Annotated in this window: 18 protein-coding genes, 1 tRNA gene and 3 rRNA genes; 15 read left to right on the plus strand and 7 right to left on the minus strand. The window is 51.8% G+C overall.

What is annotated here, in order from left to right; genetic code table 11:
- Positions 1-295: 295 nt before the first annotated feature.
- A complete protein-coding gene (gene csrD / locus ACIPDS_RS08730) occupies positions 296-2236 on the minus strand; it encodes an RNase E specificity factor CsrD (protein ID WP_400734654.1) in 1941 nt (646 codons plus the stop codon).
- A gap of 216 nt (positions 2237-2452) precedes the next feature.
- Between csrD and ACIPDS_RS08735 the strand changes: the two genes are divergently transcribed.
- From ACIPDS_RS08735 to fis, 12 genes are all read left to right on the plus strand, one after another.
- On the plus strand, positions 2453-3427 hold the full coding sequence (locus ACIPDS_RS08735) for an MDR family oxidoreductase (protein ID WP_400734656.1): 975 nt from the start codon (positions 2453-2455) through the stop codon (positions 3425-3427).
- A gap of 77 nt (positions 3428-3504) precedes the next feature.
- A complete protein-coding gene (gene msrP, locus ACIPDS_RS08740; protein ID WP_400734658.1) occupies positions 3505-4503 on the plus strand; it encodes a protein-methionine-sulfoxide reductase catalytic subunit MsrP in 999 nt (332 codons plus the stop codon).
- On the plus strand, positions 4503-5102 hold the full coding sequence (gene msrQ / locus ACIPDS_RS08745) for a protein-methionine-sulfoxide reductase heme-binding subunit MsrQ (RefSeq protein ID WP_400734660.1): 600 nt from the start codon (positions 4503-4505) through the stop codon (positions 5100-5102). Before msrP ends, msrQ begins: the two co-directional genes overlap by 1 nt.
- Before the next feature lie 234 nt (positions 5103-5336).
- Entirely contained in the window at positions 5337-5789 is a 453-nt protein-coding gene (gene aroQ / locus ACIPDS_RS08750) for a type II 3-dehydroquinate dehydratase (RefSeq protein ID WP_061281558.1), read from the plus strand.
- A 22-nt stretch (positions 5790-5811) separates the two neighbouring features.
- Positions 5812-6276, plus strand: coding sequence for an acetyl-CoA carboxylase biotin carboxyl carrier protein (gene accB / locus ACIPDS_RS08755; RefSeq protein WP_166516731.1), 465 nt, complete (start codon positions 5812-5814; stop codon positions 6274-6276).
- A 10-nt stretch (positions 6277-6286) separates the two neighbouring features.
- Positions 6287-7636 carry an acetyl-CoA carboxylase biotin carboxylase subunit gene (gene accC / locus ACIPDS_RS08760; RefSeq protein WP_166516730.1) on the plus strand — a complete coding sequence of 450 codons (1350 nt, stop codon included), beginning with the start codon at positions 6287-6289 and terminating at the stop codon, positions 7634-7636.
- 110 nt (positions 7637-7746) lie between these two features.
- Positions 7747-7989, plus strand: a complete 243-nt coding sequence (locus ACIPDS_RS08765) for a YhdT family protein (protein WP_166516729.1) — start codon at positions 7747-7749, stop codon at positions 7987-7989.
- Positions 7979-9430, plus strand: coding sequence for a sodium/pantothenate symporter (gene panF, locus ACIPDS_RS08770; protein WP_400734664.1), 1452 nt, complete (start codon positions 7979-7981; stop codon positions 9428-9430). Before ACIPDS_RS08765 ends, panF begins: the two co-directional genes overlap by 11 nt.
- A gap of 10 nt (positions 9431-9440) precedes the next feature.
- Positions 9441-10322, plus strand: coding sequence for a 50S ribosomal protein L11 methyltransferase (gene prmA, locus ACIPDS_RS08775; protein WP_166516727.1), 882 nt, complete (start codon positions 9441-9443; stop codon positions 10320-10322).
- A 138-nt stretch (positions 10323-10460) separates the two neighbouring features.
- Positions 10461-11201 carry a carbonic anhydrase gene (locus ACIPDS_RS08780; protein ID WP_400734667.1) on the plus strand — a complete coding sequence of 247 codons (741 nt, stop codon included), beginning with the start codon at positions 10461-10463 and terminating at the stop codon, positions 11199-11201.
- A gap of 318 nt (positions 11202-11519) precedes the next feature.
- Entirely contained in the window at positions 11520-12485 is a 966-nt protein-coding gene (dusB, locus tag ACIPDS_RS08785) for a tRNA dihydrouridine synthase DusB (protein WP_166516725.1), read from the plus strand.
- Positions 12486-12510: 25 nt separating this feature from the next.
- A complete protein-coding gene (gene fis, locus ACIPDS_RS08790; protein ID WP_003855228.1) occupies positions 12511-12807 on the plus strand; it encodes a DNA-binding transcriptional regulator Fis in 297 nt (98 codons plus the stop codon).
- A gap of 70 nt (positions 12808-12877) precedes the next feature.
- Here fis and ACIPDS_RS08795 read toward each other — a convergent pair whose 3' ends face one another.
- Together ACIPDS_RS08795 and envR are read right to left on the minus strand one after the other, a co-directional pair.
- Complete coding sequence (locus tag ACIPDS_RS08795) at positions 12878-13711, minus strand: MBL fold metallo-hydrolase (RefSeq protein WP_400734670.1); 834 nt, start codon at positions 13709-13711, stop codon at positions 12878-12880.
- A 116-nt stretch (positions 13712-13827) separates the two neighbouring features.
- On the minus strand, positions 13828-14481 hold the full coding sequence (gene envR, locus ACIPDS_RS08800) for an acrEF/envCD operon transcriptional regulator (protein ID WP_400734672.1): 654 nt from the start codon (positions 14479-14481) through the stop codon (positions 13828-13830).
- 349 nt (positions 14482-14830) lie between these two features.
- Between envR and ACIPDS_RS08805 the strand changes: the two genes are divergently transcribed.
- The 3 genes from ACIPDS_RS08805 (at position 14831) to ACIPDS_RS08815 (ending at position 19634) form a co-directional block, all read left to right on the plus strand.
- The gene (locus ACIPDS_RS08805; protein ID WP_400734674.1) at positions 14831-15970 is read left to right on the plus strand and encodes an efflux RND transporter periplasmic adaptor subunit; all 1140 of its coding nucleotides are present in this window, start codon (positions 14831-14833) and stop codon (positions 15968-15970) included.
- Positions 15971-15982: 12 nt separating this feature from the next.
- Entirely contained in the window at positions 15983-19093 is a 3111-nt protein-coding gene (locus ACIPDS_RS08810; protein WP_400734676.1) for an efflux RND transporter permease subunit, read from the plus strand.
- Between the two features lie 319 nt (positions 19094-19412).
- Positions 19413-19634: a lipoprotein gene (locus ACIPDS_RS08815; protein WP_035891258.1), complete on the plus strand. Its 222-nt coding sequence runs from the start codon at positions 19413-19415 to the stop codon at positions 19632-19634.
- Between the two features lie 384 nt (positions 19635-20018).
- Here ACIPDS_RS08815 and rrf (ACIPDS_RS08820) read toward each other — a convergent pair.
- From rrf (ACIPDS_RS08820) to ACIPDS_RS08835, 4 genes are all read right to left on the minus strand, one after another.
- Positions 20019-20134: ribosomal RNA gene (gene rrf / locus ACIPDS_RS08820) — 5S ribosomal RNA — on the minus strand.
- 38 nt (positions 20135-20172) lie between these two features.
- Positions 20173-20248, minus strand: a tRNA-Thr gene (locus ACIPDS_RS08825).
- 151 nt (positions 20249-20399) lie between these two features.
- Positions 20400-20515: ribosomal RNA gene (gene rrf, locus ACIPDS_RS08830) — 5S ribosomal RNA — on the minus strand.
- 91 nt (positions 20516-20606) lie between these two features.
- A 23S ribosomal RNA gene (locus ACIPDS_RS08835) occupies positions 20607-20689 on the minus strand; the annotation flags it as partial.

Consider the following 20689-nt stretch of genomic DNA (forward strand, 5'->3'; position numbering starts at 1 on the left):
TAATCCTGAAAGCTGGGGCGGAAAAATAAAATCCGCTTACTTTACCAACCACACGTAGCAGCGACAAGGCGCAAAAATCATCTGCAACGGTGAAAATTAGTGCAGTTCGTTACCTTTGTTACAAATCCAACCTGACTCCTTCAGTGCAGGGAGACTCACTGCCGCTCCTTCCTGGATTTGTACCTGTCAAAGGTCGTCACATGCGTGATGCGTTGTTTTACCGGCGAGCAGACATGCACACTCCCAGAAAAAACCGCGCGCGTCATTCTACGTGATAAACACGTTAAACAGCAGGTCAAACCGAATATCTTTGCGAATATTTTTTCACATTTGAGTCAAGCGGCTGTGAGGCGGCAAAAAAATCACCCTGACCGCCGAAAACTCCGCATTCGGTCAGCACCTGCCACTCACCCCGACTGCGGACACCCGCCGCGAAAACCTGTATCGATGTTCCTTTACACGCTTCCACCAGACTTTGTACCAACAGTTGGTTTTGACTTCGTTTTTCAATATTTCGCACCAGCACGGGATCGATCTTGATCAATTCAATCTCGAGCTGCTTAATCCAACTGGTACTGACTAAGGCCAGACCAGCCTGAGTTACGGCAACCCGAACGCCTAATGCATGGATTAAACGCACGACCGGCTGCAACCGAGTGATATGTTGACAGACATCTACCTCTGCAAGTTCAAAAATAATCCGTCGACGTTGCGATTTTTCGCACTGCATTAAAGTATCACGTAGCCAGCGCTGAAAACGAGGGCGGATTAACGACTCCACCGTTACCTGAATCGCCAGATTTTCCTGCGGCCAGAATCCCAGGAAAGGAATCAAGCGGCTAATCTGCTGACGGTCATATTCTTCACCCAGGCCAAACTCCAGCACCATCGGCAGATATTCCGCAGCAATGACCTCTTCTTTACCATCAAAAATACGGCACATGAGCTCACGGTGATGCACATTGCCTTCAAGCGTTACCGCCGGTTTTTGATAGATACGCGGGCCGCCACGGCTTAGCATTTGCTCAATTAAGGTACGCCAGCGCACATTACCGCGACCTTTTTCCGGCAGCGAATCGTCGTAGATTGCCCAACTGTTGCTGCCCTGAAGCACCGCGTTGCGCACGGCCGCTTCGGCATGTTCCATCACCTGCTCGGTCGTCTGCCCGCCGCGCCAGGCACAGATGCCGATGTGCATCATGTCGTCACGGTCGAGGATTTTCGTCAGCGGCAATCCATCAATGGCTTTCAGCAACTGCCCGGCGATGCTATCCGCCTCTTTTAAGGTACGGTGCGGCAGTAAAACGGTAAAGTCACTGCGGCGATAGCGCGCCAGCAGCGCACCCGGGTAGCGCATAATAAAGGTAGAGAGCAGATTAATGAGCGTAAAGACATGTTCTTCCGCCGCCGCGCGTCCCCAGTTGTCGCGCAGGAAGTCGAAATCGGGCAGGCGGATCATCATCACAATCCCGTGTGAACCGACATTTTCCTGATCGTCTAGCAACGTGGCGAGCTGGTTATCAAAGAACAGGCGATTGCTGAGCCCCGTTTTGGAATCCTGTGCAGCATAAGCGCGAATAAGCGTATCGAGGCGGCTTCGCTGTTCACCGGCAAACTGGACTTCAGAAAGCAGCATATCCAGCGCACTGCTGGTACGGGTTGGCCATTCGTGGATATTGCCTTTGGCCTTCGCGCCGCGCTCGCCGTTTAAAATTCGAATCGCGCGCAGTTCCAGTAACTCTTCCCCCGCCAGCTGTCGACGTAGCCAGCGCACGGCGATAAACACCACCAGCACCATAAAGACAATTGTCCCGGTCAGCGGGGCGGTGGTCATTAGCGAGCGGAAGTAGTTTGCCATCGGATCCTGGTAGACCAGATGAATCATCATGCCAGGATGCTTAATCGAGGGGACGTCCATTTCGCGAAACTGATAATGACTGCCCATCGGCAGATAACTGCTGCTGCGCGAATGGTGAAAGAGCGTCTTACCGTCAATCGTAAAGTCGATGCGCACGATGTCGAGGGACACCATGATCTCATCGAGCTGATTATCCAGCTTATCGAACGGGGTGTTGAGTAAGCGGTTATCCAGCACGGTGGCAACGGCCTGTACGCGATTCGCTATCTTGTATTGTATGCCGTTATAAAAACTCAGTGAGGAACCGATTAACGTTACAAATATGGTGAGCCCGGTTAAAAGCGTGAAAAAAGCTGAGAACTTCGTCGTTAATCGCATCCCTGAGTTAACTCCGTAGGTTTATCGTACCCGATCAAATATCGGGAGCCAGCGTCCGTGTCTTACAAGAAGTAAGCACTAACATATCTTACCAGGGGGGCATACTACCAAACCTGACAGATCTGGCAATTTATTGCGCCAAATCGCCATCAAATGATGATAAACGAGTATAGTCCCGGTAGATTTTTTCACTATCAGTTCATGTAAGGAAGGATTATGCAGGCACTCATTTTAGAACAGCAGGATGGCAAAACCATCGCCGCAGTGCAGGCCGTTGATGATAGCCTGCTTCCGCAGGGTAATGTCACCGTCGATGTACAGTGGTCTAGCCTGAACTATAAAGATGCGCTGGCTATCACCGGCAAGGGCAAAATCATCCGCAATTTCCCAATGGTTCCGGGGATCGATTTCGCCGGGACAGTGTACGCCAGCGACGACGCGCGTTACGCGCCAGGCCAGCAGGTGCTGTTAACCGGCTGGGGCGTGGGCGAAAACCATTGGGGCGGCCTGTCCAGCCGTGCACGCGTGAACGGTGACTGGCTGGTGCCGCTACCGGCGGGTTTAGATGGACGTAAGGCGATGATTATCGGTACAGCTGGTTTTACCGCCATGCTGTGCGTGATGGCGCTGGAAGATGCCGGCGTTCGTCCTGAAGATGGTGAAATTGTGGTCACCGGCGCCAGCGGTGGCGTGGGCAGCACCGCTATCGCATTGCTGCACAAGCTAGGTTATCAGGTCGCCGCCGTATCTGGCCGTGAAAGTACGCATGACTATCTGCGTGCTCTTGGCGCAAACCGTATTCTTGACCGCGCCGAGTTTGCCGAAACTCGCCCGCTGGAAAAACAGATTTGGGCCGGTGCCGTAGATACCGTGGGCGATAAAGTGTTAGCCAAGGTGCTGGCGCAGATGAACTACGGTGGCTGCGTGGCTGCCTGTGGTTTAGCTGGCGGCTTTGCCCTGCCAACCACCGTCATGCCATTTATCCTGCGTAATGTTCGTCTACAGGGCGTTGACTCGGTCATGACACCTGCGGCGCGTCGTGAGAAAGCCTGGCAGCGTTTAGTGAACGACCTGCCTGAATCGTTCTTCGCCCAGAGCGCAACGGAGATTAGTCTTGAGCAGGCGCCCGCCTTCGCCGACAAAATTATCAACAATCAGATCCAGGGCCGTACGCTGGTCAAAATCGCTTAATCTGCAATTTTTCGTGATATATTCGCAATAATAGTTTGCCTCCGTCATGCTTAAAAAAAAGCCTGACGGAGAGCACTATGACCCCTAAAAAATTAACCGAATCAGACGTCACCGCCGAGTCTGTGTTTATGCTAAAGCGCCGCCAGGTCCTGAAGATGTTAGGCATTGGCACGGCCGCCGCCTCACTCCCGCTTCATGCCTCAAGCCTGACCGATTGGTTCAAAGGTAACGACCGACCACCCGCACCGTCTGGCCCAGCGCTGACCTTTGATAAACCCGCGCAATGGCAGAGTAAGCTCGCCTTGACGCCGGAAAATAAAGTTACGGGCTACAACAACTTCTATGAATTTGGTCTCGATAAAGCCGACCCTGCGGCCAACGCCGGCAGTTTGCCAACGGATCCATGGAAGTTAACTATCGGGGGAGAAGTCGCCAAACCTCTGACGCTCGATCACGACGACCTGACAAAACGCTTCCCGCTGGAAGAACGCATTTATCGCATGCGCTGCGTCGAGGCGTGGTCGATGGTGGTGCCGTGGATTGGCTTCCCGCTGCATAAACTGCTGGCCGCCGTGGAACCCACCAGCAATGCCAAATACGTCGCCTTTAAAACCCTGTATTCACCGGAGCACATGCCCGGCCAGAAGGATCGCTTTATTGGCGGCGGGCTTGCCTATCCTTATATAGAAGGATTGCGTCTGGATGAGGCGATGAATCCGCTGACGTTACTTACCGTGGGCGTCTATGGCAAAGCGCTGCCGCCGCAAAATGGCGCGCCAATTCGCCTGACCGTACCGTGGAAGTATGGCTTTAAGGGCATTAAATCCATCGTCAGCATTACGCTCACCCGTGAACGCCCGGACTCGACGTGGAACCTCGCCGCGCCGAATGAATATGGTTTTTATGCCAACGTAAACCCGCACGTCGATCATCCGCGCTGGTCACAGGCAACCGAACGTTTTATCGGCTCAGGCGGCATTCTGGACGTTCAGCGCCAGCCGACCTTGCTGTTTAACGGCTATGCCGATGAGGTGGCGTCGTTGTATCGCGGCATGAATTTACGGGAGAATTTCTAATGCGGTTATCAGTTAAGCAGGTGACCTGGCTTAAGGTCGTGCTGCACCTTGCCGGATTTTTACCCCTGTTCTGGCTTTTCTGGGCCGTGTCTCAGGGGCAATTGAGCGCCGATCCGGTCAAAGATATCCAGCACTTTACCGGTAGGATGGCTCTGAAATTTCTGCTGGCAACCTTGTTAATTTCGCCACTGGCGCGCTACGCTAAACAACCGTTGTTGATGCGCACCCGCCGATTGCTTGGGCTGTGGTGCTTTGCGTGGGCGTCTATCCATCTGACAAGCTATAGCGTGCTGGAGCTGGGCATTCAGAATCTATCGCTATTAGGTCAGGAGATCGTCACTCGTCCCTATTTGCTTCTGGGGCTGGCCTGCTGGCTGATTTTGCTCGCACTGGCGGTAACTTCAACGCAGGCAATGCAACGAAAATTAGGGCGGCGCTGGCAGCTTTTGCATAACTTCGTCTATCTTGTCGCGATCCTCGCGCCGATTCATTATCTGTGGTCAGTGAAGATTATTTCGCCTCAACCGTTGATATACGCCGGCGTTGCCATCGCCCTGCTGCTGTGCCGTTATAAGAAGTTCCGCCAATGGTGGCGATAGCGTCACGATGTGTGCGGTTTACCGCAATTCTTTTAACGTTCGACGCTCTTTACACGAATGCGGTTGATAATCTTCCCTGATAAGACCAGTATTTAGCTGCCAAATGCTACGAAATAGTTATAATGTGCGACCTTGGTTTTCCTGAAGGGGTTTTTAGGCCTCTGAAAGGGTGACAATCGCGCATCGAAGGTATATTTTGTTTTTTACCCGAGAATAGCAGGAGATAGCAGCACAATGACTGACAAGTTTCGCATTTTGCTTTTAAACGGCCCGAACCTGAACATGTTAGGCACCCGTGAGCCAGAGAAGTATGGCACGCTGACGCTTTCCCAGATCGTTAGCCGCTTGAATGCGGAAGCCGAAACGCTTAACGTCACGCTCGACAGTCTGCAATCTAACGCCGAGTACGTCCTTATCGACCGTATTCATCAGGCTAAAGACAACATTGACTATATCCTGATTAATCCGGCCGCATTTACGCACACGAGCGTTGCCATTCGCGATGCGTTGCTGGCAGTGAGTATCCCGTTTATCGAGATTCACTTAAGCAACGTACATGCGCGCGAACCATTCCGCCATCACTCGTATCTGTCTGATATCGCCTCGGGCGTTATCTGCGGACTTGGGGCTGACGGCTATTCATACGCTTTACAGACGGCGGTCAAACGCCTGTCACAATCACACTAAACAAAGAGTACGGAACCCACTCATGGATATTCGTAAGATTAAAAAACTGATCGAGCTGGTCGAAGAGTCTGGCATCAACGAACTGGAAATTTCTGAAGGTGAAGAGTCTGTGCGCATCAGCCGCTCAGCCCCAGGCACCGGTTATCCAGTGATGCAGCAGGCTTACGCAGCACCTGTTATGCAAGCGCAAGCACAAGCGCCTGTTGCGGCAGCACCAGCTGCAGCTGAAGCTCCAGCTAAAGCTGAAATCAGTGGTCACATCGTACGTTCCCCGATGGTTGGTACTTTCTATCGCACTCCAGGCCCGGATGCTAAAGCATTCGTGGAAGTTGGTCAGAAAGTTAACGTGGGCGACACCCTGTGCATCGTTGAAGCGATGAAAATGATGAACCAGATTGAAGCTGACAAATCAGGGACTGTGAAAGCAATCCTGGTCGAAAGCGGTCAACCAGTTGAATTTGACGAGCCTCTGGTCGTCATCGAGTAACGAGGCGAAGATGCTGGATAAAATTGTCATCGCTAACCGTGGCGAGATCGCGCTGCGTATTCTTCGTGCCTGTAAAGAATTGGGCATTAAGACCGTCGCTGTGCACTCCACTGCGGATCGCGATTTAAAACACGTATTACTGGCGGATGAGACGGTTTGTATTGGCCCTGCTCAGTCCGTAAAAAGCTACCTGAACATTCCGGCCATCATCAGCGCGGCTGAGATCACCGGGGCAGTAGCGATTCACCCAGGCTATGGCTTCCTCTCTGAGAACGCCAACTTTGCCGAGCAGGTTGAACGTTCTGGCTTTATCTTTATCGGCCCGAAAGCAGAGACCATTCGCCTGATGGGCGATAAAGTGTCTGCAATCACCGCAATGAAGAAAGCTGGCGTACCAACCGTTCCAGGCTCTGACGGCCCGCTGGGCGACGATATGGACGCTAACCGCGCCCATGCCAAACGCATCGGCTACCCGGTTATCATCAAAGCGTCCGGCGGCGGCGGCGGTCGTGGTATGCGCGTTGTACGCAATGATGCAGACCTGGCACAGTCTATTTCCATGACCAAAGCAGAAGCGAAAGCCGCTTTCAGCAACGATATGGTCTACATGGAAAAATACCTGGAAAATCCTCGTCATATCGAGATTCAGGTACTGGCCGACGGTCAAGGTAACGCTATCTATCTGGCTGAGCGCGACTGCTCTATGCAGCGTCGTCACCAGAAAGTCGTTGAAGAAGCACCAGCACCGGGCATCACGCCGGAACTGCGTCGCTATATCGGCGAACGTTGCGCGAAAGCGTGTGTGGATATCGGCTACCGTGGCGCAGGGACTTTCGAGTTCCTGTTCGAAAACGGCGAGTTCTATTTCATTGAAATGAACACCCGTATCCAGGTAGAGCACCCGGTTACCGAGATGATCACCGGCGTTGACCTGATTAAAGAGCAGCTGCGTATTGCTGCCGGTCAGCCGCTGTCTATCAAGCAAGAAGAAGTTCAGGTTCGCGGTCATGCGGTAGAGTGCCGTATTAACGCCGAAGATCCGAACACCTTCCTGCCGAGTCCGGGCAAGATCACCCGTTTCCACGCACCGGGCGGCTTTGGCGTTCGTTGGGAATCACATATTTACGCTGGCTACACCGTACCACCGTACTATGACTCAATGATCGGCAAACTCATCTGCTACGGTGAAACCCGTGATATCGCGATTTCTCGCATGAAGAATGCGTTGCAGGAACTGATCATCGATGGCATCAAAACCAACGTTGACCTGCAAATGCGCATTATGAGCGACGAGCACTTCCAGCATGGTGGAACGAATATCCACTATCTGGAGAAAAAACTCGGATTACAGGAAAAATAATCCTGTTTTCGCCGCAAAAGGCCGGATTTTCCGGCCTTTTTTCTTTTTCTCTGCCCTCATCTTTTCCTTGCGGTACAATCCCCGCTTTCTTCATCCACAAGGGACAAAAAATGGACAAGCGTTTTGTTCAGGCCCATAAAGAGGCGCGCTGGGCGCTGTGGCTAACCCTTCTCTATCTTGCTGCGTGGTTAGCGTGTGCTTACTTACCAGATTCCACGCAGGGTATTACCGGTCTGCCGCACTGGTTTGAGATGGCCTGTATGCTGATGCCGCTGGTTTTCATTGTGCTGTGCTGGCTGATGGTCCGCTTTGTCTTCCGCGACATCCCGCTGGAGGATAAAGATGCAAACTGAGATTATCGTCGTTCTGGTGCTTTACCTGTTCGTGGTGTTCGGTCTTTCGCTCTACGCCATGCGTAAACGCAGCACTGGCTCATTCCTCAGCGAGTATTTCCTCGGTAGCCGCTCAATGGGAGGCTTCGTGCTGGCCATGACGCTCACCACCACCTACATCAGCGCCAGTTCGTTTATCGGCGGGCCGGGCGCCGCCTATAAATACGGGCTGGGCTGGGTGCTGCTGGCGCTGATTCAGGTACCGACTATCTGGCTGTCGCTCGGTGTGCTCGGCAAGAAGTTCGCCATCCTGGCACGCCGCTATAACGCTATCACCCTCAACGACATGCTGCAGGCGCGTTACCAGAACCGCGCGGTGGTGTGGATTGCCAGTATCAGCCTGTTAGTCGCTTTCGTGGGCGCGATTGCGGTGCAGTTTATCGGCGGCGCGCGTCTGCTGGAGACCGCGGCAGGCATTAAATATGAGAATGGCCTGCTGATCTTCGGCATTACCATTGCGCTGTACACCGCCTTTGGTGGCTTCCGCGCCAGCGTCCTGAACGACACCATGCAGGGTATGGTGATGCTGATTGGCACTATTGTGCTGCTGGTTGGCGTGGTTCATGCCGCAGGCGGCCTGCATAACGCGGTGAATACGCTGGAGCAAATCAACCCACAATTGGTCTCTCCACACGGCGCTGACGATATCCTGACGCCGACCTTTATGACCTCGTTCTGGGTTCTGGTCTGCTTCGGGGTCATCGGCTTGCCGCACACTGCCGTTCGCTGCATCTCTTATAAAGACAGCAAGGCGGTGCATCGTGGGATTATCATCGGCACTATCGTTGTGGCGCTGCTGATGCTGGGTATGCACCTGGCGGGCGCGCTGGGCCGCGCCGTGCTACCGCACCTGACCGTGCCGGATCTGGTTATCCCCACGCTGATGGTACAGGTATTGCCGCCGTGGGCAGCCGGTCTATTCCTTGCCGCGCCGATGGCCGCTATTATGTCGAACGTGAACGCCCACCTGTTGCAGGCGTCAGCCACCATCATTAAAGATCTGTGGCTCAGCGCGAGCCCGACTAAAATTCGTCATGAGCACCGTATTAAGCGCATCTCCACCTGGACTACACTGGTGCTCGGTATACTGATGATGCTCGCTGCATGGCGTCCACCTGAGATGATTATCTGGCTAAACCTGCTCGCTTTTGGCGGCCTGGAAGCGGTATTTCTCTGGCCGCTGGTGCTCGGCCTTTACTGGGAGCGAGCGAACGCAGCCGGAGCGCTGAGCGCGATGATCGTCGGTGGCGTGCTGTATGCCGTGCTTGCCACATTCAATATTCAGTATCTGGGCTTCCATCCGATTGTGCCTTCGTTACTGCTAAGTTTACTGGCGTTTGTGGTCGGGAACCGTTTTGGTCAGCCGGTGCCGCAAGCAGCCGTAATTTCTACTGATAAATAAAGAGTTTGCCATGCCGTGGATCCAACTAAAACTGAATACTACCGGCGCGAATGCCGAAGATCTTAGCGATGCGCTGATGGAAGCCGGTTCGGTCTCCATCACCTTCCAGGATACGCATGACACGCCGGTTTTTGAGCCGCTGCCGGGCGAGACTCGCCTGTGGGGTGATACCGACGTTATCGGCCTGTTCGACGCAGAAACCGACATGAAAGAGGTGGTTGCCCTTCTGGAGCAGCATCCACTGTTGGGCGCGGGCTTTGCGCATAAAATCGAACAACTCGAAGATAAAGATTGGGAACGCGAGTGGATGGACAACTTCCACCCGATGCGTTTCGGCGAGCGTTTGTGGATTTGCCCAAGCTGGCGCGACGTGCCGGATGCTAACGCCGTGAACGTGATGCTTGACCCGGGTCTGGCATTTGGTACCGGCACCCACCCAACGACGTCTCTGTGCTTACAGTGGCTGGACGGACTGGATTTAGAGGGCAAGACGGTCATCGATTTTGGCTGCGGCTCTGGGATCCTGGCGATCGCGGCGCTGAAGCTGGGTGCGGCAAAAGCAATCGGGATCGATATCGATCCTCAGGCTATTCAGGCCAGCCGCGATAACGCGCAGCGCAACGGCGTTTCTGAACGTCTGGAACTTTATCTGCCGCACGATCAGCCAGAGGCCATGAAAGCCGATGTCGTGGTCGCAAACATTCTGGCAGGCCCTCTGCGCGAGCTGGCTCCTTTAATCAGCGTGTTGCCGGTTACAGGCGGTCTGCTGGGCCTTTCGGGTATCCTGGCAAGCCAGGCCGAAAGCGTATGCGAAGCCTATGCCGATCTTTTCGACCTCGATCCTGTGGTTGAAAAAGAGGAGTGGTGCCGAATTACTGGACGTAAGAAATAATCCCCCCGTGGCCTCTCTGGAGGCCACGATTTTCCCCGTTTTATGTACAAACCGCCCTCGTCGTTGTGAGATAAAATAATCCTGTAACGCAGTTAAGTTACTAATAAATATTTATTTTATATTCACTGGACGAATTAAATGAAAACAACTTTCGGCAAGGCTGCACTGCTCGCATTGAGCATGATTCCCGTTACGTCTTTTGCATCACACTGGAGCTACGAAGGGGAAGGCGCGCCTGAACACTGGGGTGCACTCAGTGAAGAGAATAAAATCTGCCAGACCGGCATGAATCAATCGCCAATTAATATTGAGACGACGCTGAATGCGCATCTGTCGCCGCTGGAAGTGCATTATAGCGATGGGCCGGTGACGCTCATTAATAATGGCCATACCGTTCAGGCGGGCCTGAAAACCGCCACCGCGGATACCATTACCCTTGACGGTAAGCCGTTCACACTCCAGCAGTTCCATTTCCACGCGCCAAGCGAAAACACCATTCATGGCAAGCATTATGCGATGGAGATGCACCTGGTCCACAAAGACGCCAGCGGTGCTACTGCCGTTGTGGCAGTGATGTTTGATAAGGGCGCAGAGAACGCGGAATTAAATAAGCTGTGGGCGACGATGCCAGAAAAAGCTGACCAGGATGCGAAACTGGATACCCAAATGGATCTCAACGCCCTGCTTCCTGGCGATAAGACTTTCTGGCGTTTCAGCGGCTCTTTGACGACCCCACCTTGCTCCGAGGGAGTTACCTGGATTGTGTTGAAGCATCCTCTGACGCTTTCCGAGGCGCAGCTACAAAAATTCACTCATACCATGCATCACGATAATAATCGTCCTGTACAGCCTCTTAACGGTCGGGTCGTCGTCGAATAGGCCTTCACGATCATGTTCTGAAATGAGAGCATCGTCACAGTAAGCTACGATAATTTGCTGATTAATTCAGCAGATTATCTTGCTTTGCTGACCTCTGCTGAAGAAAAAATGAGAAGTTACGCAAAATTATATGTGTAGATAAAATCGACACATTTTCATAATCCAATGATTTAAAAAGCGAATTATTTAAACCTGCTCACTTCAACAGCAATTCTTTGATCCACCGCAGGAGATTGCTCAAAGTTTGGCCTTTCATCTCGTGCGAAAAATGCGTAATATACGCCGCCTTGCAGTCACAGTATGGTCATTTCTTAACTCATGCGCATTGGACAATACCAGCTTAGAAATCGCCTGATCGCAGCACCTATGGCTGGCATCACTGACAGACCATTCAGGACGCTGTGCTACGAGATGGGAGCAGGTTTGACCGTTTCCGAGATGATGTCATCCAACCCTCAGGTTTGGGAAAGTGACAAATCTCGTTTACGTATGGTGCATGTGGATGAACCAGGTATTCGTACCGTGCAAATTGCCGGTAGCGATCCTGAAGAAATGGCCGGAGCCGCCCGCATTAATGTGGAAAGCGGCGCCCAAATTATTGATATCAATATGGGCTGTCCGGCTAAAAAGGTGAATCGCAAGCTTGCAGGCTCAGCCCTACTGCAATATCCGGATCAGGTGAAGGCTATCCTGAATGCGGTTGTTAAGGCAGTGGACGTTCCTGTTACTCTCAAGATTCGTACTGGCTGGGCTCCAGAGCACCGTAACTGTGTAGAAATTGCCAAACTGGCTGAAGACTGTGGCATTCAAGCTCTGACTATTCACGGACGCACACGCGCCTGCTTGTTTAACGGAGAAGCTGAGTACGACAGCATTCGGGTAGTTAAGCAGAACGTTTCCATTCCGATTATCGCGAATGGTGACATTACTGACCCGCTTAAAGCCAGGGCTGTACTGGACTATACGGGGGCTGATGCCCTGATGATAGGACGTGCGGCTCAGGGAAGACCCTGGATCTTTCGGGAAATCCAGCACTATCTGGACACTGGGGAGCTGCTGCCTCCACTGCCTCTGGCAGAGGTGAAGCGCTTGCTTTGTTCGCATATTCGGGAACTGCATGACTTTTATGGTCAGGCTAAAGGGTACCGAATTGCGCGTAAACACGTATCCTGGTATCTCCAGGAACACGCTCCAGATGACCAGTTTCGGCGCACATTCAACGCCATTGAAGATGCCGGCGAACAGCTGGCGGCGTTGGAGGCATACTTCGAAAATTTTGCGTAATTAGAAATAAAGAGCTGACAGAACTATGTTCGAACAACGCGTAAATTCTGACGTACTGACCGTTTCTACCGTTAACTCTCAGGACCAGGTGACTCAAAAGCCCCTGCGTGACTCGGTTAAACAGGCACTGAAGAACTATTTTGCTCAACTGAATGGTCAGGATGTGAGTGACCTCTATGAGCTGGTACTGGCTGAAGTAGAACAGCCCCTGTTGGACATGGTGATGCAATACACCCGTGGTAACCAGACCCGCGCTGCCCTGATGATGGGCATCAACCGTGGAACTCTGCGTAAAAAACTGAAAAAATACGGCATGAACTGATACTAATCAGTTACTTGTTGTTTAAGAAGGCGCTACTCGGCATGGGGAAGCGCCTTTTTTATTGTCTTTTTTACGCCTGTGCATAGACGATCCGGTAACCGCTACCAGCAGGGTACACCCGTGCAAACCCCGTTCCCGCAAAATGCATTCCCGCCACCAGCATCCCTTCCGCAGCGCACTGCGCGAGTATCAGTTTTCGAGAAGCCTTTGCCTGAATGGGATCAATATCAAAGGCAATCGTGACATCCGGTCGTGCCGTCTGGATAAAGGGGAAGTGCACAATGTCTCCCCAGATGATCAGGCTCGATGGCATAGCGTCAACCCTGAACCCGGTATGCCCCGGTGTATGTCCGGGCAACGGGATAGCACGAATGCCTTCCACGATAGGATGTTCATTCAGGAGATGGAGGCTCTCGCGGTAAACCGAAAACGTACGGCACGCACGTTCGAAATTACGCTGCTGCCTCTCATTGGCCTGTGCCATCAGGTTGTCATCCTGCCAGTATTCAAGCTCCAGAGGATGCAGGTATAGACGAGCATTCGGGTATATCGCATTCCCCTGCTCGTCGAGCAAACCACCAATATGATCGGGATGAGCATGGGTCAGCAATATCGTATCCACAGCTTCAGGCCTGACACCGTTTTCAAGCAGACGAGTTTGCAGCTGGCCGCCAATATTATTGAAGCCGCCCGTTCCAGAATCGACCAGAATAGTGTGTCCGCCGCCGCGAATCAGGTAGCCAAAGATATGCAGGCTATCAGGTTCAGCAACCCCAGCACGTTGCTGAATCTCACCCGCATCAGTCACATCAATACCCGAGAGTAAAGTCAGACTGGCGTTCATGCTGCCGTCGCTGAGTGCGGTTACCTGAAAATCGCCAATCTGGCAAAAAATGTCATTCATAAAACCCTCATTATGAGCGTGATAAGTAATAGACAAGATGACAGATGTGGTGGCCAGAAAACAGTGCCAGATTAGGTAGATGAACGATCTTCAAGCGTCCTTGCCTGAGGTGGGAGCTACAGATTTGCGGCGAGCGTTGGCCGTGACATCCACAGAGGTTGAGAGCAGATCGTGGTCATCAAATTATCAACCAGCAGCGGGGCCTGTTGATAGAGATCGAACTGCTGAGGGCTCATTAACCAGTTTTTGATAATACCGCTGAATGCACTGTGTAATATAATCAAAATAATCTCAACGTTTGTATCGTGAGGTAATATCTTGTTACTCACACAATTCTGCAAAACGGTTCTCATATAATCATAGCTAAAGCCAATTTTCGCCCTGATTTCAGACTCCGACATCATATCACTGCAAAATTCACATTTGTGATACAGTATTTGCATTAATGCGCGCTGCTTCGGCGTTTCTGCAATATATTGCAAACCGATAATAAATTTATTCCTCAAATTCAATAGCGGATTCGCCGTCTCTATTTGTTTCAATTTATGAAGAATTAAGTCTCGCAGCGGTTGCTGTTCCTGCCATATCGCATTAAATAATTCACTCTTGCTGGCAAAATGCCAATAAATCGCACCGCGAGTGACCCCGGCGGCATCTGCAATATCGGTCAATGTGGTGCTGCTGACACCGCGCAGTGCAAATTGCTCAATGGCTGCGTCCAGCAGCAGCTGGCGCGTCTTGAGCGCATCATCTTTTGTTCTTCTTGCCATGGAAATGTCACTTGCCGCAAAAGGATCGGCGATTAGGATGATCAACTAAAATAAACTTATCACTCAACCAAATTCGAATGCTTAACAAAAAGTTTGATATCGTCTAAAAATGAACAAATAAATATTGGTGATGCTTTTAGCTAATAACATTCATGAGATAAATATATATTCCCCTACCCTATACGCCAAGCCTGATATCTTTGTGTTTCCGTGCCTTTGTTGAACATCACAAAATAACTATCCCTTACATCATTCTGTATTTATTTGTAGGATAACGGACTGTTTTTTATTCATCCTTTCTTTGACAGATTTGTAGTCAAATCTGGCTATCAATCTATAAGGAATAGCAATGACGAGTCATGCCAGGGTTACACTTTTATCCAGCCTAATTGTCTCCGCCATTTTACTCAGCGGTTGCGATAATTCTGCAGATCAACAAGCGCATGCGCCAACGCCTCAGGTCACCGTGCATGTTGTAAACAATGCGCCCCTCTCCATAACCACAGAATTACCGGGCCGAACCTCCGCGTTTCGCGTCGCTGAAGTCCGTCCTCAGGTGAGCGGAATCATCCTTAAACGCCACTTTACTGAAGGCAGCGACGTACAGGCTGGAGATTCGCTTTATCAAATCGATCCTGCCACCTATCAGGCCGCTTATGACAGCGCGAAAGGTGACGAGTCAAAAGCACAGGCCGCCGCCGCTATCGCCCATCTGACGGTGAAACGCTACGTCCCACTGCTGGGAACAAAATATATCAGTCAGCAAGATTATGATCAGGCTGTCGCCACCGCCCGTCAGGCCGATGCCGACGTAATGGCCGCCAAAGCAGCCGTTGAGAGCGCCCGAATTAATCTGGCCTATACCAAGGTGACCTCACCTATCACCGGTCGTATCGGTAAGTCCAGCGTGACCGAAGGGGCACTGGTCACAAATGGGCAGTCTGACGCTCTGGCGACCGTACAACAGCTGGACCCTATCTATGTCGATGTCACGCAATCCAGCACGGATTTTATGCGTCTGAAACAAGAAAGCCTTGAACAAGGCGGGGAAGCAAAAAGCGTGCAGTTGCTGATGGAAAATGGTCAGGCTTACTCGTTGAAAGGCACGCTGCAATTCTCTGATGTCACCGTTGATGAAAGCACCGGTTCAATTACGCTCCGGGCTATTTTCCCTAACCCACAGCACATCCTGCTACCGGGCATGTTCGTTCGTGCGCGTATTGATGAAGGCGTAAACCCGAACGCGATGCTGGTGCCACAGCAGGGGGTCACCCGCACGCCGCGAGGTGATGCGACGGTCCTGTTGGTGAACGATAAAAATCAGGTCGAAACGCGCAATGTCGTTGCCTCTCAGGCCATTGGAGATCAGTGGTTGATTACCAGCGGCTTGAAATCCGGCGATAAAGTTATTGTCAGCGGGCTGCAAAAGGTGCGTCCAGGCGCAACCGTGAAAGCTGAAGAAGATACCGCGGTTCCGGCCGCGCAATAAGGTACCGATCCCATGTCTAAGTTTTTTATCCATCGACCGGTATTCGCGTGGGTGCTGGCAATCATCATGATGATTGCAGGTGGTCTGGCGATTTTGCAGCTGCCTATCGCCCAATACCCAACGATAGCACCGCCAGCGGTCGCCATCTCCGCGACCTATCCGGGCGCTGATGCACAAACGGTGCAAGATACCGTCACCCAGGTTATCGAACAGAACATGAACGGTATCGATAACCTGATGTATATGTCCTCTACCAGCGACTCTGCGGGATCGGTGACGATTACCCTGACCTTCCAGTCGGGAACGGATCCCGATATCGCTCAGGTTCAGGTACAAAACAAGCTACAGCTGGCAACGCCCTTGCTACCGCAGGAAGTGCAGCAACAGGGGATTAGCGTCGAGAAGTCGAGTAGCAGCTTCCTGATGGTGGCGGGCTTTATCTCCGACAACCCTAATACCGTTCAGGACGATATCTCCGACTATATCGCCTCTAACGTGAAAGACCCTATCAGCCGTCTTAACGGCGTAGGCGATGTACAGCTGTTCGGGGCCCAGTATGCGATGCGTATCTGGCTCGATGGTAACTTACTGAATAAATATAGCCTGACGCCGGTTGATATCATTAATCAGCTAAAGGTGCAGAACGACCAGATTGCCGCCGGGCAACTGGGCGGAACGCCTGCGGTAAAAGGTCAGCAGCTTAACGCCTCAATCATTGCGCAGACGCGCCTGAAAGATCCGGTAGAGTTTGGCAAAGTCACGCTGCGCGTGAATGCCGATGGCTCCGTCGTGCATTTAAGCGACGTGGCGCGCATTGAGCTGGGCGGCGAGAACTACAACGTTGTCGCGCGTATCAACGGGAAACCGGCTTCCGGTCTCGGTATTAAGCTGGCGACTGGCGCGAACGCGCTGGATACGGCAAATGCGATTAAAGCCAAGCTGGCAGAACTGCAGCCGTATTTCCCGCAAGGCATGAAAGTGGTGTATCCGTATGACACCACGCCATTTGTAACCCTCTCGATCCATGAAGTGGTTAAGACGCTGTTTGAAGCGATTATCCTCGTCTTCCTCGTCATGTATCTATTTTTGCAGAACATCCGCGCAACCCTTATCCCAACGATTGCCGTTCCGGTGGTACTGCTGGGCACCTTCGCGGTTCTGGCGATTTTCGGCTACTCGATAAACACCTTAACCATGTTCGGTATGGTGCTTGCGATAGGGCTGCTGGTTGATGATGCCATTGTGGTGGTGGAAAACGTCGAGCGAGTGATGGTTGAGGAGAAACTCTCACCCATTGTGGCGACGGAAAAATCGATGTCGCAAATCCAGGGCGCGCTGGTCGGTATTGCGATGGTGCTGTCGGCGGTATTTGTGCCAATGGCTTTCTTCGGTGGTTCCACCGGCGCCATCTATCGCCAGTTCTCAATCACTATCGTGTCAGCAATGGCGCTATCGGTTCTGGTTGCATTGATCCTGACGCCGGCACTGTGCGCGACGTTGCTCAAACCCGCTAGCGCCGATCACTATGAGAAGAAGGGCTTTTTCGGCTGGTTCAACACTAAATTTGATATCAGCGTTAACCATTATACCAATAGCGTGAGCGGTATTCTGCGCGGCACTGGGCGCTATCTGCTTATCTATGTGCTGATCGTGCTGGGTATGGCGGTGCTGTTTATGCGTCTGCCGACCTCATTCCTGCCGGATGAAGATCAGGGCGTATTCCTGACGATGGTTCAGTTGCCTGCTGGCGCAACGCAAGAGCGCACGCAAAAAGTCCTGGATAGCGTGACCCACTACTATCTGAATAACGAAAAGGCCAACGTTGAGAGCGTCTTTACTGTTAACGGTTTTAGCTTCAGTGGTCAGGGCCAGAACTCCGGCATGGCGTTCGTGAGTCTGAAACCCTGGGATAAACGTAGCGGTGAAGAGAATGGCGCAGAGTCAATCATCAAGCGCGCTACGATGGCATTTAGCCAGATTAAAGACGCCATGGTTTTCCCATTCAACATGCCGGCGATTATCGAACTGGGTACGGCGACCGGTTTCGACTTTGAGCTGATTGACCAGGGCAACCTTGGACATACCGCACTCACCCAGGCGCGTAATCAGCTGCTGGGGATGGTGCATCAGCACCCGGATCAGCTGGTGCGTGTCCGTCCGAACGGACTCGAGGATACCGCGCAATTCAAACTCGATGTTGATCAGGAAAAAGCACAGGCGCTGGGCGTTTCGCTGTCTGATATCAATGAGACAATCTCAGCGGCGCTCGGGGGTTATTACGTTAACGACTTTATCGACAATGGTCGTGTGAAGAAGGTATACCTTCAGGCGGATGCGAAGTTCCGTATGCTTCCAGGCGATGTCAACAACATGTATGTTCGCAGCGCTAACGGTGAGATGGTGCCGTTCTCAGCCTTCGTAACTTCTCACTGGGTCTATGGTTCTCCGCGTCTCGAACGCTACAACGGGCTGCCGTCTATGGAGATCCTCGGCGAGGCTGCTCCAGGTAAAAGTACCGGTGAAGCCATGGCATTGATGGAGCAGTTAGCCACTAAGTTACCGGCAGGGATTGGTTTTGATTGGACCGGAATGTCCTATCAGGAACGTTTATCCGGTAACCAGGCTCCGGCACTGTACGCGATCTCATTAATTGTCGTTTTCCTGTGCCTTGCTGCGCTCTACGAGAGCTGGTCTATTCCATTCTCCGTCATGCTGGTTGTACCGCTGGGTGTTGTGGGTGCGTTGCTGGCAGCGTCACTGCGTGGGATGAATAATGACGTTTACTTCCAGGTAGGCCTGCTTACGACGATTGGTTTGTCGGCTAAGAACGCCATCCTGATAGTCGAGTTCGCTAAAGACCTGATGGATAAAGAAGGAAAAGGCATTATTGAGGCAACGCTTGAGGCTTCACGTATGCGTCTGCGCCCTATCCTGATGACTTCTCTGGCCTTTATTCTCGGGGTTATGCCGCTGGTTATCAGCCGTGGAGCAGGTAGTGGCGCGCAGAATGCGGTCGGTACCGGCGTCATGGGTGGGATGCTGACAGCGACCCTGCTGGCAATCTTCTTTGTCCCTGTGTTCTTCGTCGTCGTCAGACGCCGTTTTACGAAACATAAAGAATAACGTCCGATCCTATCGACTAAGGCGCCTTCGGGCGCCTTTTTTGTGTCTGAAAAACTGACTCACCAACGGGCTCCCTTTCAATAAGTTGCGGTATGTCGCCGCCTATTTCGCCGGGTGAAACTGATGAACAGTATTTTCCTCTACATCATTTCTACATAATCTAATTAATTTAACGGTTTCTTCTCCATTATATTTACGAAACACATAAATTGAGATTATTTCCCCTATCTAGAGGCCGTATCTGAGGTGATAAAATAAGCCATTCCGAAATGCGGCATATTTATGGCGTATTGAAACGGATCCTTTAGAGGCAAACATCATGAAAAAATTCATTCTGGTGACCCTGCTGGCAACCTTACTGGCCGGCTGTGCGCATGATTCACCTTGTGTACCTGTTTACGACGATCAGGGGCGCCTGGTTCATACCAATACCTGTATGAAAGGAACAACGCAGGATAACTGGGAGACAGCTGGTGCCATTGCTGGCGGCGCAGCAGCGTTGGCGGGGCTGACGCTTGGGATTGTAGCTCTCACTAAATAATGCCGTAGTCAGAAATGGCTGGCATGACTTCACCTGCGCTTATCAGCTTATCGACGCTGGATAAGCGCAGGATGATGATACCGAATCACCTCAGCATTCCCCTTCTTTTGTCACTTCCAAAATAACTCATCTTAATAGATAGATAGCCAATGCTGATCTATTTTATGTGTGCTACTCATCATGAGCTAAATAGACGAAGAGACGGTTTAAACTCAGCGGTAATATTAATCAGGCGAGCACACTTAACCATAATCGTTATAAATTCATATTGTTAAGTTCTGCGGATACAAAAAGGCCCAACCGTGAGGATGGGCCTTGTTTTTTATCAAACGATAGATAAACAAAAGGCCCAGTCTTTCGACTGGGCCTTTTGTTTTAATTGATGTCTGGCAGTTCCCTACTCTCGCATGGGGAGACCCCACACTACCATCGGCGCTACGGCGTTTCACTTCTGAGTTCGGCATGGGGTCAGGTGGGACCACCGCGCTGTTGCCGCCAGACAAATTCTTTTACTAGCGCCGAACTTTAACCTAAAAACTGGTGCTGATACCCAGAGTCGAACTGGGGACCTCACCCTTACCAAGGGTGCGCTCTACCAACTGAGCCATATCAGCACACTTAATTTGATGCCTGGCAGTTTATGAATCACAAGTGATTCACCCTTCGGGCCGTTGCTTCGCAACGTTCAAAAGCTTTCGCTTTTGTCCTACTCTCTGTCGAGTAGTGACCTGCCTCGAAGGTCGAGTGCCATACTTCTAATTTGATGCCTGGCAGTTCCCTACTCTCGCATGGGGAGACCCCACACTACCATCGGCGCTACGGCGTTTCACTTCTGAGTTCGGCATGGGGTCAGGTGGGACCACCGCGCTACTGCCGCCAGGCAAATTCTGTTTATCAGACCGCTTCTGCGTTCTGATTTAATCTGGTTCAGGCTGAAAATCATCTCTCTCACCAAAACATCTTTGGCGTTGTAAGGTTAAGCCTCACGGTTCATTAGTACTGGTTAGCTCAACGTATCGCTACGCTTACACACCCAGCCTATCAACGTCATAGTC

Source organism: Kluyvera sp. NPDC087067 (genome assembly GCF_044745165.1).
Lineage (GTDB): Bacteria > Pseudomonadota > Gammaproteobacteria > Enterobacterales > Enterobacteriaceae > Kluyvera.